This window comes from Alteromonas sp. R7 (assembly GCF_055755235.1).
Genome location: NZ_JBVTQX010000007.1, coordinates 149603 through 165907, shown reverse-complemented (window position 1 = coordinate 165907; position 16305 = coordinate 149603). Strand labels below are relative to the sequence as shown.

Here is a 16305-nt window from a genome sequence, read left to right as displayed (position 1 = left end):
CTGTTGTTACGTTGTGTAAAGGAAGTGAGCGGTATTAACGGGAGGTGTAGCATGGCAGAGCCATTACCAGATTTAATTGAAGAGATTGTTACCGAAAGTATGGGTGACGATCCGGCGACCTTGTTAGCCACCCTTGCGGGGCAAGACGAGGTATACATCGCATCACTGTTAGAATCGTTGCCCGTAGAAAAACGTTTGGCGGTATGGGAAGGCATTCCTCGCGACCGTAAGCTCGACGTATTGGTTGAGATGCGTAGCGACCCCCGTGAAATTCTTATCGACAATACGCCGCACGACGAATGGGCATCTATTTTTGCTGATATTGACGCAGAAGATTTACTGGAACTACTCGATTCATTGCCAAAACGCCTAGTCGACATGGCCTATGAATCACTAGATTCTAAAGAGCGTAAGTACTTCAGAGAAGCGACACAATTCCCCGATAACCAAATAGGGCACTGGGTTAACCACGAGCAGTTAGTGTTACCTTCGAACGCGAAAGTGCGCGAAGGGCTACGCTTATTAAGACGTGACATACCTCAGCATTGTGACAGCATTTTTTTGGTGAACCGCTCAGGTCAATTTTCCGCGCTGGTTAAAATTAGCCACCTCTTCAATGCGCAAGATCACGTGTCGCTATTCGACTTGTCAGAAGAAAGTGTGACGACCATTCAAGGGGCTGACGACACTATGAATGCGTCGCTACTTGTTCAACGTTCTGGGCTTGCGTCGCTGCCGGTAGTTGACGAAAACAACAAGCTTCTCGGCCGATTAGATGTGACCTCTGCAAGTGAGTTGGTTAACGAGTTTTACGAACGCCAAGTGATGGCTTCGGCCGGTATGGATGAGGACGAAGATTTATTCTCGCCTGTGGCGAAAAGTGCGAAAAATCGTGCCCTTTGGCTTGGCATTAACTTGCTTACCGCATTTTTAGCTTCGTGGTTTATTGGATTGTTTGAAGGCACCCTTCAACAAGTGGTTGCCCTTGCGGTACTGATGCCGGTAGTGGCAAGTATGGGAGGCATTGCAGGTAGTCAAACGCTAACCCTGATTGTACGCGGCTTGGCGTTGGGGCAGGTCACGCCTGCCAACTTACGGGCGCTGATGGTGAAAGAGCTTAAAGTAGGCGGCGTAAATGGCGTGATTTGGGCCTTGGTAATTGGCGTTGTTGCTTATTTCTGGTTTACCGATGCCATGTTAGGGTTGGTTATCTGTTTGGCCATACTGTTCAACATTGTAGCCGCCGCACTTGCAGGCGTATTTGTGCCTGTAATATTGGACAAGCTGAAAATAGACCCAGCACTGTCGGGGTCGGTCATTTTGACTACCGTAACCGACATTGTAGGCTTTGTAGCATTCTTAGGTTTGGGCACACTGTTTCTGCTGTAGCACCATTCCCGCGATAAACCTTGTCCTGTTTTTTCATGAGGAACGCATCTTAGGCCCCATTGAATGAGCACATTTAGTGGGGCTTTTTCATTTTTTGTTAATTACGTTTCATTAATTATGCCGCTTGTTACACGTGCTTTGCCGCATTGGAAAGCGTTAAGGGTTGTGTATTCACCAAACCTGATAAACAATACGCGCCTTCTTCCCCCGAATTTCGTTGGAGTCAGTCTTGTCTAAGCAAGCCAGTGCCGCTCAAGTCGGCGTTATTTGTGCAATTGCCGCATATAGTATGTGGGGTGTTGCACCTGTTTATTTCAAACAGTTGATGGTATTGCCGGCTGCTGAAATCCTAATGCACAGGGTAATTTGGTCTGTGGTGCTTTTGGTTGGGCTTATAGCCGCGCTAAAGCAGTGGCCCAAAGTGGGCGCCGCCCTTCGCAATAAGCGCGTTATGCAGATTTTATTCGTTGCTGGCTTGTTACTCGGGGCGAATTGGCTCTTGTTTATTTGGGCAATTAATAACGACCATATTCTTGATGCAAGCCTTGGTTATTACATCAACCCTCTTATCAACGTATTTTTAGGGCGACTTTTCTTAGGTGAAAGGTTGCGTAACTTACAGCGTGTAGCCGTTGGGCTTGCCGTTATTGGCGTGGCTATTCTTATTTTCTCTTACGGCCACGTGCCGTGGATTGCGCTGGTGCTTGCGGGAAGTTTTAGCGTGTACGGCTTATTGCGCAAGCAAGTGGCAGTAGATTCGCTACCCGGCCTGTTCATTGAAACTTTAATGCTCTCGCCATTCGCTATTATTTACTGGGTCTTCTTTGGCTCTGAGTACAGTAACTTATTTAATAACGACGCCACGCTAAATACCCTTATTTTAGCGGCTGGCATTGTAACTACCGCGCCACTACTTTGTTTTACCGCTGCAGCAAGGCGCATTATGTATTCAACGCTGGGCTTTTTTCAGTACATTGGCCCAACGCTTATGTTCATTCTGGCGGTTTACCTGTACGGCGAACCGCTTGAAGAGTCGCGCTTGGTGACCTTCGGCTTTGTGTGGTTTGCGCTTATCTTGTTTAGTGCAGATTCGCTAGTTAATTACCGCAGTCAGCGTAAAGCGCGAAAGCTAGCGGTGGAGTAGGGGCTTTTGCGCACAAGTCTTTAATTAAACGTCGGACAGCTAAGCGGCAGTTGATTGAGTGAAAAGCTAAAGCAGTGAAGCTTGCTCTTGCTGAGGAACATCTGGTGGTTCGCACTTCACTTGGTTACGCCCACTATTTTTGGCGGCGTAAAGCTGCTTGTCGGCAAGGCTTAGTAGCTTATCTACGCGCTGAGTGTGGGCGCCACTTACCCCAATACTGCAGGTCACTTTAATGTCGCTTTTAGGCAGTTGAATAATTTCCGCTTCCACCACTTTTCTGAAGTCGTCTAGACGCTCACAGGCTTCTTTTAGTGGTGTTGACGGCATGTATATACAAAACTCTTCGCCACCAAAGCGGGAGATAATTTCGTCCGGAAAATAAAACTCAATAAGGGCCGCCATGGCTTTTAGCACAATGTCACCGGCGTCATGGCCATGGGTATCGTTTATCGATTTGAAAAAGTCTAGGTCAATAAGGGCGAGAGCGTGATCCTCAGACAGGTTTTGGTGTTGTACAGTAACCATGTAGAAGAAGTGGCGCCTGTTAGGCAAACCTGTTAAATAGTCGGTGTTGGCCACACGACGAATTTCTTCAACGCTCTCAATATATTCCACGTTCTGCATCACGCGACACAAGAACTCTTCATGACAGTAGGGCACTCGCAAGAAGTCATTTGCACCACTTTTAATAAAGTGCGCAGACATTAACATGCCTTTGCCTCCAGCAACGCCCATAATTGCCAGCTGTTCTTTCGAAAAGGCTTTTCTTAAACTGGCGACAAAGTGCGTGCCTGTCATATCAGGCAACGTGTTGTCAGTGATAACAAGACGTACGTTTTTGTGTTCAGACAAGCATTGCATAGCGTCTGTAGCCGTTAGGCATTCAAACGCAATAAAATTATGGCGCTGAAGTAATGAAACGGTTTTTGAGCGCAACACCCGATTCGTGCTTACCACGACGACGCCAGTAGACTTGTTTTTTTCTAATCGGCTAATAAGACGATTGAGGTAGTCGTAGTTCTGCGAATTTTCTTTGGGAATGTAATCGACAACGTCACGTTCTAGGACTTTATCGCGAATAGCGCTATCTAAACTTTCTGTTGTAGCAATGGTGGGAATGAAAGACTCAACCGTAAAGTCGATGGCTTCGCCTTTTGGTGCATCGGGAAGCGAGTATGCCACAATAGCACACAGAAAGGTTTCCGGCATATTTTGCGAAAACCGTGCTTTGCCTTCTGTCAGCGACGTTGCGCCAACGGGGGTAAGACCTGCCCGGCGTACTAATTTCGCTATAAGTTCAAGGTTGCCTTCACCATTTTCGATGATCAGCACGTGTTGCTGCATACATTTCAACTTAGGTTTAGGCTACCTTGCCTATTAATAATGTTACGCTTTCTCCAGCTTTGCGTAAGCAAGTACCAGCCATTTGCTGCCAAATTCGTCGAAGTTTACTTGAACTCGACCGTGCTCACCACTCCCTTCGTAGTTAAGTACGATCCCTTCGCCAAATTTACGGTGTACAACTCGCTCACCTAAACTAAAGCCCGTTTCTTCAAAACTGGCGTGCGACGTCGCTTGGCTAAAGCGGTTGTGCACGGGCCGCGAAATAGTCGATTTCAGCCTAACCTCTTCAACGCAGTCTGCTGGCATTTCGCGAATAAATCGAGAAGCAGTATGATACTTATCTTGGCCATAGAGTCGACGACTTTCTGCATAAGTAATATACAACTTTTGCATTGCTCTGGTCATACCAACATAGCAAAGTCTGCGTTCCTCTTCCATTCGACCTGGCTCGTCGTTGGTCATTTGGCTAGGGAACATGCCTTCTTCTACACCTGCTAAGAATACCAGTGGAAATTCAAGGCCTTTAGCGGTGTGTATAGTCATCATCTGCACGGCATCCTGGTCTTTATCCGCCTGGGTTTCACCTGCTTCCAGCGACGCATGAGCTAGAAAGGCTGCCAGAGGCGACATTTCTTCGGCTTCTTCAGGCACGATAAAGGTTTTACATGCAGTAACCAATTCTTCCAAGTTTTCTAGACGTGCTTGGGCCTTTTCTCCGCGCTCTGCTTGGTACATGGCGTACAGACCAGACTGGCGAATAGCCTTATCGGCTTGTTGGTCAAGGGGCTCATCTAACGTGGATTGCTCTAGCTCAGTAATTAGCAACACGAAGCTTTGCATAGCGTTTAGCGCGCGGCCTTTAAAGCCACCTTCATTAATGAGCAACTGACACGCCTGCCACATTGAACAGTTGTGCATTCGCGCGGTGTCGCGCACTTGCGATAAGGTTTTCTCACCAATACCGCGACTTGGGGTGTTTACTACACGCTCGAAAGCTGCATCGTCGTGCGGGTGGCTCACCATACGCATATAGCCAAGGGCGTCTTTAATCTCTTGGCGTTCGAAGAAGCGCAGACCGCCGTATATGCGATACGCCAGCCCTTCGTGCAGCAAGGCTTCTTCCAGTACTCGAGACTGGGCGTTGTTTCGATAAAGAATAGCGGTATCAGTAAGGGCGTTGCCTTGATTAAGCCAATCTTTGATTTTCGAAACAATAAAGCGCGCTTCATCTAGCTCGTTGAAACCCGCATATACAGAAATAAGCTCGCCTTGCGCGTCTTCCGTCCAAAGCTCTTTCCCTAAACGGCCCGTATTGTTGTCGATAACCGTGTTCGCCGCTTTAAGAATGTTTCCTGTAGAGCGGTAATTCTGCTCAAGGCGAATAGTAGTAGGCTCGTTGAAGTCTTTCAGGAAGTGCTGAATATTATCTACGTTCGCGCCGCGCCAGCCGTAAATAGACTGATCGTCGTCGCCAACAATCATAATGTTATTATTACCACCACTACACAGCATACGAAGCCATGCATATTGGATATTGTTGGTATCTTGGAATTCGTCTACCAACACTGCACGGAAACGACGTTGATAGTGGGCTAATACTTCTGGGTTTTTAGCCCATAATTCATGTGCGCGTAGCAACAGTTCAGCAAAATCTACCAATCCTGAACGGTCACAAGCGTCTTGATATGCCGCATAGACTTCGCGCATGGTCTTTTGAATATGATCGCCGTGGGTTTCAATGTGCTGAGGGCGCAAGCCTTCGTCTTTGTTGCCATTTATGTACCACTGAATTTGACGAGGCGCCCAATGCTTTTCGTCCAGGTTCATGGCCTTCAGAATGCGGCGAATAAGTCGATACTGATCGTCCGAATCAATTATCTGAAAATTCTCAGGCAAGTTGGCTTCTGCATGGTGCGCACGTAGTAAGCGATGCGCAAGCCCGTGGAAGGTACCAATCCACATATTGTGCAGGCTGCGACCCATCAACGACTCTATTCGGCCGCGCATTTCTTTGGCTGCTTTATTGGTAAAGGTTACTGCCAAAATAGAAAAAGGGGCGATGTTTTCGACTTCCATTAACCACGCAATGCGATGCACTAATACGCGGGTTTTACCACTGCCCGCGCCAGCCAAAACTAGGGCGTTAGATAGTGGGGCTGCTACTGCTTCACGCTGTTTGTCGTTTAGCTCGTCTAGCAGTCGAGATACATCCATAGTGTGGTACCTGTTAGTTGATAGTGTTATACATTCAGCAGCGCGCTATTATGCCACCTGCCTGTTGATTTATACAGTCCAGTTTTTCCCCAGTGAAGATAAACTTCAACGGCATTATACGTTCGTGTGCAATCATGATTTTAAGTATTATTTAATGAAAGATACGAGCGCTCTGAACGTTCTATTAAATTAATGGAAGCACTCAGTTAGACGCAGCGAGAGAGCAGAGTGCTTTAACGATGTGTACATGTACGATACGGTTATTAGCTATAACGAATTAATTCGATAAATTGATCGAATTATGCGCTTGGTCGGTATCACATCGGTATTGCATCACATCAAACTCAGGTAAACTTTTACGCGTTCCCTTTTGTCAGCATAGATATGCCCAGCAAGGAACAAGTTTAGATCGCTTACCCAATTTTCTGATAGAACACAGCATTTTTATATAACGGGACATGCTCATGACCGCACTTACAACGCCCATCGATTTTTGGTCTACGCTAAAACAAGAAGCGCAAGTTGTTGCTGAAAAAGAGCCTTTGCTGTCTAGCTATGTGCATGCCAGTGTTCTTGCACATCACAACTTTGAATCGTCGCTTAGTTTTATTCTGTCGAACAAAATGGCAGACGACGTCATGCCTGCGCTCGCCATTCGTGAAGTTTTCGATGAAGCTTACTTACTTGAGCCAGGCATCAGCGAAGCGGCTATTGCTGACATTCTAGCGATTAAGGCGCGGGATGCGGCGGTCAACGATTACCTTACTCCCTTACTTCACTTTAAAGGTTTTCATGCTGTGCAAGTACACCGCATGGCGCATTACCTTTGGGTTCATGGGCGTCATCAGCTTGCTTTATTCTTACAAAGCCGCAACTCGGCAAGCTTTGGTGTAGATATCCACCCTGCTGCGCGTATAGGTAAAGGCGTCATGTTTGACCATGCAACTGGCATTGTAGTGGGTGAAACTGCAGTGGTTGAAGACAACGTATCTATTTTGCAGAGCGTTACATTAGGTGGTACCGGTAACGAGTCGGGCGACCGTCACCCTAAAATTCGCCAAGGCGTGTTAATTGGCGCTGGCGCCAAGATCCTTGGAAATATTGAGATAGGTGAAGGCTCAAAAGTAGGCGCAGGTAGCGTTGTACTTAATAGTGTTCCAGCTCACGTTACTGTGGTGGGTGTTCCAGCTAAAGTGGTTGGGAGACCGGTTTGTCAAAGCCCATGTGAATCCATGCGCCAAAACGTACTAGAAGATAACTCCCACGTATAAAATTGGGGTCAGAGTACATTTCTGCTTTCGTAATAATGGGGTCAGAGTACATTTTTGTCTTCAGCGTATTTGAGCGATTAAATGTACTCTGACCCCATTATTTGAGGGTTATTGTGTTGCCGCCTTTTTCTTTTGATGCGTAGAGTGCGCGGTCGGCGCGCTGAATAAGTGTCTCGAGTGTATCGCTTTGCTGCATAAGAGTGACGCCGAAGCTCGATGATAATGACACTTCTGAAATAACGATTGCGTTTATACCTTCACGTACCTTTTCCACCAAATTAAGGGCGTTTTGCTCGCTGATATTAGGCAGAAGCAGTACAAATTCGTCGCCGCCGAAACGGGCAAAAACATCCGCTTTACGCACAATATCCTTCGTCACCTGACTTAGTCGGCGCAATGCGTTGTCGCCGTCTACATGACCTAATTCGTCATTAATACGTTTAAACTTATCTAAATCAAACATAACAAAATAAAGCGAGCTTCCAGATTCACGGCTCTGAGCCATTTCTAGTGCGCTGCGCTGGGCCAAATACTCCCGCGTATAAGCTTGGGTTAAGGTATCCACAAATACACGGTCTTTGAGCAAAGCATTGTCTGCTTGTAACTGAGGAATGGCTATACCAAATAACGCGTTGGCTGCAATAACGTTGAGTGCAAACTGATACACCTTGACGTAATCCATTAAGGCGAATATATGCACCAGCAAAACAATGCATAGGCTGCTTATTGCAAGGCTTATAACATTACGCTTCGTGCTTTCAGTACACGCTATCCACATGTGGGTAATGGCGAGAAAAAAGATAGCAAATGCACTGTCACGAGACTGGGTAAGTTTTGCCAATAACATGACGAATAGTATGAGGGCCAAATTGATTGCCACTTTTTTAAAGTAGCTGTGTAAATCGGATGAAGCGCAGTTAGAAAATGCTAAGAGGTCTATTTTAGATGCTGCACTTATTTTTACTAACAAGCCAGCAAAAAGAGGTGCAAGCACTACAACACCAGCCATATCCCCTATCCAAAAGGGCAGCATCGCTTCTTTAATATCCGCCGCTGACATCTGATTAGTGAGAACAAGTGAACCAATGACTAGTTGCGTAGCAACTAACGACGAAATACAGCCGATGATTAAGAACGAGACGATTAATTGGGGTGTGGTGACGTCGGGCTTTCTCAATAGATGGCCGAGAACACTGGCTCCTGCATAGTAAGGGAGCATATGTGCAACGCCGAATAACACGCCGCCCCACATCATTTCTACGTTACTTAACGGCAGCAAGTAGTTATGACCATTCCAGACGGTAATCGCAATGGCGGCCACCATAATAGGCACTACCGCGCGCCAACCTAAAACTAAGAAGCATGCAAGGGTGTAGCCTGCCGCAGGAAACCAAACACTGGCGTGTTCAGTGTATTCAACAATGCGTCCAATTTGCCATATGGCAATCCAAGACAAGATAATAAATACATCTTGATACAAGCCAGACAGTGGCTTAAACGGCCAAAAAGAGCGACCTGTCTCGGCATGTTCATGAACATTCGAGGTTGGCTTATCTACCTTGGACGCTTGTTGCGACCTTGACTTCGAGATAGCAGGTTTTTCCATGAGGACACAAAAACTACGACTCCAGTTTTCAGTGTATAACGAGTGAGCGTTAAAATCTATACGCCCTAAGTGCGGCTCTCTAGACCTTTAGAATGCGGCTTACTCAAAGGTTAACATCTCGCAAAAGAATGAGTAGTAAAGGTCTGTATTTTCGAGATAAATAGCGCCTAGACAAATTGAATAAGCTCTTCTAATGAATCAAGCTGAACGTGTGGAAGTACTGAAACGGGTTCAAATTTCAACTGCATTGGACGATTACATGCAAACCAAGCCGACTGATAGCCGGCATTAATGGCACCGAACACGTCTTTAATAATATTATCGCCCACATGTAAAATGTGCGACGGCGTTACCTTTACCAGTGAGGCCGCTTCATCAAACATGTTTTGAGCAGGCTTCATGGGCCGTTCCACACTGGCGTGCAAGATCGCCGTGAAATAACGGTCTAACCCTACTTTTTGCGCGTTTACATTGCCGTTAGTAATACCAACGAGCGGTAAATGCTGGCTAAGTTTATCGAGGGTGTGGTGAACATTACTGGCTAATGCAAAATCGCTTCTTGCGTCATAAAAACAATTAAAGCAGCTGTCTACAGCAGCACGTAATGCAGTGTCTTCTGTGGGGACTATTGATAACTGGTTTGCTGGCGTGCCAGATAGTGCAGCGCTTAAAACAACGCGACGAAGCTGCCCCATATCAGAAGCCAATCGCGCGTCTTTGGCGATAGCCGCACGTTTAAGCTGTAGCCAATCAAGTGATGTTAGCTTAGCTGCCAGGTGGTGATGTTCAGCAATATGCGCTTGAAGGGCTTGCTCTGCGCGTCGAATAATAGGTTCATTATTATAAAGGGTGTCATCAAGGTCGAAGGTCATAGCCTCGACGTTATTGATAGACCTGAAAAACTGCATGGGGAAACCTTCTAGTAGCGTTATTTCTTGTGTGCGCGAGGGTGAGCCGCGTCATAAACCTTAGCGAGATGCTGAAAATCCAGATGGGTATAAACTTGTGTTGTTGACAAGTTAGCATGACCTAATAGCTCTTGAACCGCACGCAAATCTCCGCTGGATTCTAATACGTGCGTAGCAAAGGAATGGCGCAGTTTGTGAGGGCTTACTTTTTGTGACAGCGACTGTTCGCTTGCCATTTTATCGAGGCGATTAGCGACTTGTCGATTGGATATGCGGGTTTTGCGCTTACTCACAAAGACCGCACTTTCGTAAGGTGATGCGTAGGCAGTGCGTACCTTTAACCACGCGTTAAGTGCTTTTTGTGCGTGTCGGCCTAACGGAAGTATTCGCTGTTTACTTCCTTTACCCATGACCTTCACGGTACCGTCCTTTAGACAGTCGGCCAAATTAAGCCCAGTCAGTTCGCTCAAGCGCAGTCCACAGCCATAAAGTAGCTCAAACATAGCCACATCACGTAATTGCATACCCTCATCGTCGTCACTGCTTCGGGGGGAGGCATTAAGAAGCTGCTGCATTTCATCTACGCTTAGTTGCTTAGGCAATGGCTTCCCTTGTTTTGGAGCTTGAATACCCTCTACAGGGTTGCTGAATAGTTGCTGATGATCGATAAGATATTGGCAGAAGGTTCTAAGTGCCGATAGGCGCAATGCTATACTGCGCGGGCTGTGCCCTGACACCTTTGCATCAGCCATTACCCGCTTTATGTCGCTTGGCGTTAGTCCCGACCACTCGTAAAGCCCAAGTAGCTTTGCAACTTCGGTAAGCTGGCGCTGATAATTTTTGATAGTGTGAAGAGATAACCCACGTTCTACCTGTAGATGTAGCAGAAACTTATCTAGCCATTGCTGGCAAGGTTCGCTTATCAATGCGTCCGTAGACACTACACCTAATATCCCATCATTTCAGGCAAGATAATATTAAGCACTTGCTGAAGCTGTTGAAGTAACAAGGTGTCCATATCTGGGGTGAAGTGGCTGGCGTCACTGCTGCTAATACCTAAAATACCGAGTTCACGGTTGTCACCAAGCAGCATTAGCGCTACAGACTCCGCAGGGCTTTCTCCGAAAAGAAGCTGGCGTTCGTGTTGAGATAATCTGCCAAAGAAAAAGTTGGTATTTTTAAAACGTTTTTCAGTAAATAAACGTTGCTGTAGTTCGGGGATCGCGTGGGGACCTTTAAAGCTTTTAATGACCGCCGACGACAATTGTAAACGCTCTTGAAGCACATCTTCCAAAGTAAACTGAACTTCGGCAACACTTTCACAGCGCAGAAGCTGCACGTTTAAATCGGTGTAAACGCGATATATTTTTTCGTTTTGTTTAGCGATGCTCACCAGCTGATTGAGTTTAAAATTAAGCTGCCTAACTTTCTTTCGAAGCTGATCGCTTTGAATTTCTACCAGTGAAACACTGCCTTTCTGCTCGTGGGGAAGCTTAATTTTTTCAAGAAGGTCGGAGTGCTCGGCAAAGAACTCAGGGTTTTGTAACAAGAACGCGCGCACATCGGCACTCGACAATTCCGTTGTGTCGTTAAATGGCTCAATCAATTGCGTAGCGTTAGACTGCCCTGATAATTCGCTCATAGATTTATATGTCCGTCGTACACGTGCTCAGCAGGCCCTGTCATTTTTAACACGTTATCTGGGCCAGGCCAGCGTATACGTAAACTGCCTCCGGGTAAGTCCACCCGCACGTCTTTTCCTAATTTACCCTGAATCTGGCCAATTGCAACCGCTGCACAAGCGCCGCTACCACAGGCCAAGGTCTCACCTGAACCTCGTTCAAATACGCGAAGTTTAATATGTGACTCATTGATTATTTGCATAAAGCCAACGTTTACGCCTTCAGGGAAGCGTTCGTGCTTTTCAACAAGAGGACCAATCTCGGCCACATTAGCAGTATCAACGTCGTCGACTTCCATCACGCAATGTGGGTTACCCATCGATGCCGCACCAATGAATAGCGTGCTCTCGCCGACTCGCAATATGTAGGTGTTTTCTTGCTTATTGGCTTTAAGTGGAATATTCGCAGGTTCGAATTCAGGTTTACCCATGTTCACAGTAACTTGACCGTCTTTCTCAAGATACAGCACCATTTTTCCAGCTTTGGTGCTTACGACAATTTTGTTGCGATTAATGAGACCTTTTTGCTTAACAAAACGTGCGAAGCAGCGCGCGCCATTGCCACACTGCTCTACTTCCGAACCGTCCGCGTTGAAGATACGATAGTGGAAGTCTTGTTCAGGATCGTAAGGCGGTTCCACCATCAACAGCTGGTCGAAGCCAACGCCGAAGTTTCGGTTAGCCAGTTGCTGAATTTTTTCTTTAGAGAAAAAGACGTTCTGAGTAACGTTATCAATAACCATGAAATCGTTACCCAAACCGTGCATTTTAGAAAATTGAACCTGCATTAAACGCGCATCTATCTTGTTAGTTTGTCTCTAGTTTACGGAAGTTTGTACTCACCTTGCCAGAGATCTTTTTGTTTTTCTCTTTCGCGAACCACAATTGCTTTGTCACCGTCTACCATAATCTCGGCTGGACGACAGCGGCTGTTGTAGTTTGACGCCATAACAAAACCATAGGCACCGGCGCTGCGAACTGCAAGTAAGTCTGTTGGTTCAATGGCTAATTCACGATCTTTTCCTATAAAGTCGCCAGTTTCACACACTGGGCCTACTACATCGTAAATACGTGGTGTTGCCGTAGTTTCTTCTTTTACAGGAATAATTTTTTGCCATGCTGAGTAAAGTGCAGGGCGTAACAAATCGTTCATTGCAGCGTCGACAATGGCGAAGCTTTTTTCTTCACCTTCTTTGATGAATTCAACTTCGGTAACTAAAATACCGGCGTTTGCTGCAATAGCGCGGCCTGGCTCAAGAATAAGCTTTAGATTCTCACGGCCTACCATTTTTTCAGCCATGGCTTGTGCGTAGGCTTTAGGATGAGGTGGTTGCTCGTTGTTATAAGTAACGCCAAGACCACCGCCCACATCTAAATGTTCAATGATAATGTTGCGTTCAGCTAATTCATCAATAAGCAGAAGCAAGCGCTCCAAGGCGTCTACAAATGGGCCGATTTCTGTGAGCTGCGAGCCGATATGGCAGTCCATACCAACAACATTTAAATGAGGTAGCGATGCGGCCAATTCATAGGTAGCAAGCGCTCGCTCACGGGCAATACCGAATTTATTTGCCTTCAAACCTGTAGAAATATAAGGGTGAGTTTTGGCATCCACATCCGGGTTTATGCGCAGTGAAATAGGGGCTTTCACGCCCATTTCGCCCGCAACCTGGTTAATTCGATGAAGCTCTGGCTCTGATTCTACGTTGAAACACATAATGCCTTGTTCTAGCGCATAGCGAATTTCATCATGCTTTTTACCAACACCTGAAAATACTACCTTACTTGCATCGCCACCGGCCTCGATTACGCGAGCGAGTTCACCTGCTGAAACGATATCAAAGCCTGAACCTAATTTGGCTAGAACGCTTAATACACCGATGTTCGAATTCGCTTTTACCGCGTAACACACAAGGTGAGGATGCTCACCAATGGCATCATTAAATGCGTGCCAGTGACGCTCTAATGTTGCACGTGAATAGATGTAAACCGGCGTTCCATGCTGGGCTGCAATATCAGAAACAGCCACTTGTTCAGCATGAAGCTGACCTTGGCTGTAGGCGAAATAATCCACTAGTTCAGCTCTCCAGAAGTAGTTGCGGGTGAAGTGTTATTGGTGTCAGAGTCGGCGCCGGTTTCTGCATTTTCAGAAGACGCTGGTTCAGCAGACGTGTTTTGTGCAGGCGCGTCAGGAATGTAGAGCGCCCCTTTGTAACCACAGCCACATAATGCTGTGAGTGTTAGCAAGAAAACAACTGACTTTTTAAGCACGAAAAATCCCGCGAAGAATACGACAAATGCCGCTATCATCGCATTGCGGCGTTAAATTGCAAGAGCCAATAATCGTTCTTGTGTTTTATCGCCATATCGAACGTTTTTCCAAAGCGCATCGCACAGGCTTTGCGTATCAGAAAAGTCTTTGTTTTTAAGCCAATCGATAAGAATGTTGGGGTTGTCTGGAAAGTCAATTGCTTCGTTGTCAGGAGCTTCTAGCCACTCTTCAACAATGTCGGTATCAAGTTGAAACAGGGTTTGGCATAAATCCAATTTATTTAACGTAAGCACATTCGATAGTTGCTCAAATTGGCCGTGTAAAGGTTTTATAAGCAGCTTCTTGCCCAGTTGAAGTGCCTCACTCGATAGCTCAAACCCCCCATTGGCGATTACGCCACTGGCGTGCTGTAGGGCTTTTTGAAAGTGCTTCTTAGATGTAGGGTGCCAATGAATATGTCCCACTTCTTTCGCTTCATCGATGTTCGGGTGAAAGCATTCGAAAACCTGATCGCTTAGGGGTTCCAACATTTGTTGAACATCTTCAATATCTTCAAAAGGTAAGTAAACCAGAACGTGACCATTTCCCGAAGACACAATCGGCTTTTCTGCAACGAATGGCGGAATAATCGGTTGATTGAAGTGATACCAGTGCACACCTAGTTGAATCTCTGTTGGTGCAAACACTTTCATTAGCAAGGAGTCGAAAATCGTGTTGCCACTTTTAGGGACGTCGTAGGCAAATGCAGCCTGATGGCTAATCGAAATAGAAGGTAGACCTTGCTGTTTAGCTGCCCACGCCGTAACGGGCTCAAAGTCATTGACTAGCAAATCGTAGTTGCTGGTATCAAAGGCTTTCACGTCTTTTATAAACTGGCTTACATTTGCATCTTTAACGGTCGCCCATTTATCAACCCGGCCTCCTTTGGTGATAAAGCTCAGGCCAGTAAAGGTTCGGTATTCTCCGAATATTTCCATGTCGAAATACTTCTCAGGGGGACGACCAGTAAACACAAAGTCAACGTTAATGTCATCGCGCTGTGCCAGAGCTGCAGCCATTATTCGCGCACGGGCGATGTGTCCGTTACCGGTGCCTTGCACACCATACAGTAATCTCATGCTACCCCAGAATAGAAATGCTCAACGTTGCTATTGTAACGCCTAGAAGCGTCCCTGCGATCACGTCTGACGGGTAATGAACACCCAGTAACACACGTGAAAGACCAATTAACGCGGCCCAGCTGTAAGCCAATACCGCAAACGACGGATAATAATGAGCCACTATGCTCGCCATCAATGTGGCTGCTGCCGTGTGGCCTGAAGGAAGAGAGAATTTATCCGAAGGCGTGACATGTGCTGTTAAATTCATTAGAAAATCGCAAGGGCGAGGGCGCTTGAACATTTTCTTAAGCAGCACATAAATGGGTAATTCCAGCGCATAAGCCATCAGCGCTGTGTAGAGGAAAAGCTCACCGTGTTCAGGCTCAAATGCCCAAAGCAGCGCACCGATAACAAGGTACAGGTAACCATCGCCGGTTTTCGACAGCCAGATAATACTTCTGCAGTCTCTTTTTTGCGTCAGTTTGTACAGGCGATAAAACAAGTCAGTATCGTATTTGGTCAAGGATTTAATCAACATCGCCTTGTCCCCTATCGGTTAATTACTGCACAGGCTAAAGTTCATCTGTGACCAGTGGGTGACGAAAAAAAGAAACTTTTTTGACAGCGAGCTTCGCTTTTACTTTTTCTTTTGTCCTGGCGAACAGATATTGGGAATGGCTGTAAAAGACAAAAAGCTAAGCAAAATATGTGCTCATTTGGGGGAGGGGAGAGCAAGTTTTGATGAGTTTTGAAAAAAGTAGAAAATTCGACGAAAGGCGTGAAATCAAACGTTTGCATTGCCACATTTAATGCTATGCTAGTTTTAGAAGCGTAAGCAGCGCTTTGTTTTCACTTAATTTTAGTCTTCTCAATTTTAGTAAGGCAGAACGATGGAATACAACACATCTGAATTATGCGATTTGTTTGCTGATAGCGTAGACGTGGTAGATCCAATTTTCGCGAGCTTTGGTGGCCGGTATTCTTTCGGTGGTGAAATTACCACAATTAAATGCTTTGAAGACAGAGGCCTTATCGACCGAGTACTTGCTCAGCCCGGTGCTGGAAAAGTACTGCTTATTGATGGCGGTGGTTCTAGCCGTCGTGCACTGTTCGATGCATCCTCTGCTCAAGTTGCAATCGATAACGATTGGGAAGGGGTTGTGATATACGGCAGCGTGCGAGAAGTTGATAGCCTTGCCGAATTAGATATCGGTGTTTTGGCGGTAGCCGCCATTCCAGTAAATGCTGAGTGTGAAAGTATTGGTGAGGTAGACGTGCCCGTTAACTTTGGTGGCGTTACGTTTTTACCAGAAGATCATTTGTATGCTGATAGCACGGGCGTTATTCTCTCTCCTGAACCTCTCGATCTGGACTGA

At 46.3% G+C, this 16305-nt stretch carries 15 protein-coding genes; 4 read left to right on the top strand and 11 right to left on the bottom strand.

Going from position 1 to position 16305, the window contains the following annotated elements; all coding sequences use genetic code 11:
• The first annotated feature begins 51 nt into the window (after positions 1–51).
• Positions 52–1389: a magnesium transporter gene (locus AC0J2X_RS13040; protein ID WP_014977961.1), complete on the top strand. Its 1338-nt coding sequence runs from the start codon at positions 52–54 to the stop codon at positions 1387–1389.
• 229 nt (positions 1390–1618) lie between these two features.
• Complete coding sequence (gene rarD / locus AC0J2X_RS13035) at positions 1619–2533, top strand: EamA family transporter RarD (protein WP_014977962.1); 915 nt, start codon at positions 1619–1621, stop codon at positions 2531–2533.
• A 66-nt stretch (positions 2534–2599) separates the two neighbouring features.
• Here rarD and AC0J2X_RS13030 read toward each other — a convergent pair whose 3' ends face one another.
• A complete protein-coding gene (locus tag AC0J2X_RS13030; protein WP_014977963.1) occupies positions 2600–3877 on the bottom strand; it encodes a GGDEF domain-containing response regulator in 1278 nt (425 codons plus the stop codon).
• A gap of 42 nt (positions 3878–3919) precedes the next feature.
• The gene (gene uvrD, locus AC0J2X_RS13025) at positions 3920–6091 is read right to left on the bottom strand and encodes a DNA helicase II (protein WP_014977964.1); all 2172 of its coding nucleotides are present in this window, start codon (positions 6089–6091) and stop codon (positions 3920–3922) included.
• Positions 6092–6555: 464 nt separating this feature from the next.
• Between uvrD and cysE the strand changes: the two genes are divergently transcribed.
• On the top strand, positions 6556–7362 hold the full coding sequence (gene cysE / locus AC0J2X_RS13020) for a serine O-acetyltransferase (protein WP_014947845.1): 807 nt from the start codon (positions 6556–6558) through the stop codon (positions 7360–7362).
• Between the two features lie 97 nt (positions 7363–7459).
• Here the strand turns inward: cysE and AC0J2X_RS13015 are convergent, their stop codons facing one another.
• The 9 genes from AC0J2X_RS13015 to AC0J2X_RS12975 form a co-directional block, all read right to left on the bottom strand.
• A complete protein-coding gene (locus AC0J2X_RS13015; protein WP_156077730.1) occupies positions 7460–8968 on the bottom strand; it encodes a sensor domain-containing diguanylate cyclase in 1509 nt (502 codons plus the stop codon).
• A 167-nt stretch (positions 8969–9135) separates the two neighbouring features.
• Positions 9136–9876: an HAD-IA family hydrolase gene (locus AC0J2X_RS13010; RefSeq protein WP_156085744.1), complete on the bottom strand. Its 741-nt coding sequence runs from the start codon at positions 9874–9876 to the stop codon at positions 9136–9138.
• 20 nt (positions 9877–9896) lie between these two features.
• Positions 9897–10817 (bottom strand): tyrosine recombinase XerC, encoded by a 921-nt coding sequence (gene xerC / locus AC0J2X_RS13005; protein ID WP_472996076.1) that lies wholly within the window; start codon positions 10815–10817, stop codon positions 9897–9899.
• Between the two features lie 5 nt (positions 10818–10822).
• Positions 10823–11518 carry a DUF484 family protein gene (locus AC0J2X_RS13000; protein ID WP_014975351.1) on the bottom strand — a complete coding sequence of 232 codons (696 nt, stop codon included), beginning with the start codon at positions 11516–11518 and terminating at the stop codon, positions 10823–10825.
• Positions 11515–12345, bottom strand: a complete 831-nt coding sequence (dapF, locus tag AC0J2X_RS12995; protein WP_472996075.1) for a diaminopimelate epimerase — start codon at positions 12343–12345, stop codon at positions 11515–11517. Before dapF ends, AC0J2X_RS13000 begins: the two co-directional genes overlap by 4 nt.
• A gap of 35 nt (positions 12346–12380) precedes the next feature.
• Positions 12381–13631: a diaminopimelate decarboxylase gene (gene lysA, locus AC0J2X_RS12990; RefSeq protein WP_014975352.1), complete on the bottom strand. Its 1251-nt coding sequence runs from the start codon at positions 13629–13631 to the stop codon at positions 12381–12383.
• Entirely contained in the window at positions 13631–13867 is a 237-nt protein-coding gene (lptM, locus tag AC0J2X_RS12985) for an LPS translocon maturation chaperone LptM (protein ID WP_069943528.1), read from the bottom strand. Before lptM ends, lysA begins: the two co-directional genes overlap by 1 nt.
• Positions 13868–13879: 12 nt before the next feature.
• Positions 13880–14947, bottom strand: coding sequence for an MJ1255/VC2487 family glycosyltransferase (locus AC0J2X_RS12980; RefSeq protein WP_014975354.1), 1068 nt, complete (start codon positions 14945–14947; stop codon positions 13880–13882).
• Between the two features lies 1 nt (position 14948).
• On the bottom strand, positions 14949–15467 hold the full coding sequence (locus tag AC0J2X_RS12975) for a phosphatase PAP2 family protein (RefSeq protein WP_014947854.1): 519 nt from the start codon (positions 15465–15467) through the stop codon (positions 14949–14951).
• 352 nt (positions 15468–15819) lie between these two features.
• Here AC0J2X_RS12975 and rraA point away from each other — a divergent pair, with 352 nt between their 5' ends.
• Entirely contained in the window at positions 15820–16305 is a 486-nt protein-coding gene (gene rraA, locus AC0J2X_RS12970; protein WP_014947855.1) for a ribonuclease E activity regulator RraA, read from the top strand.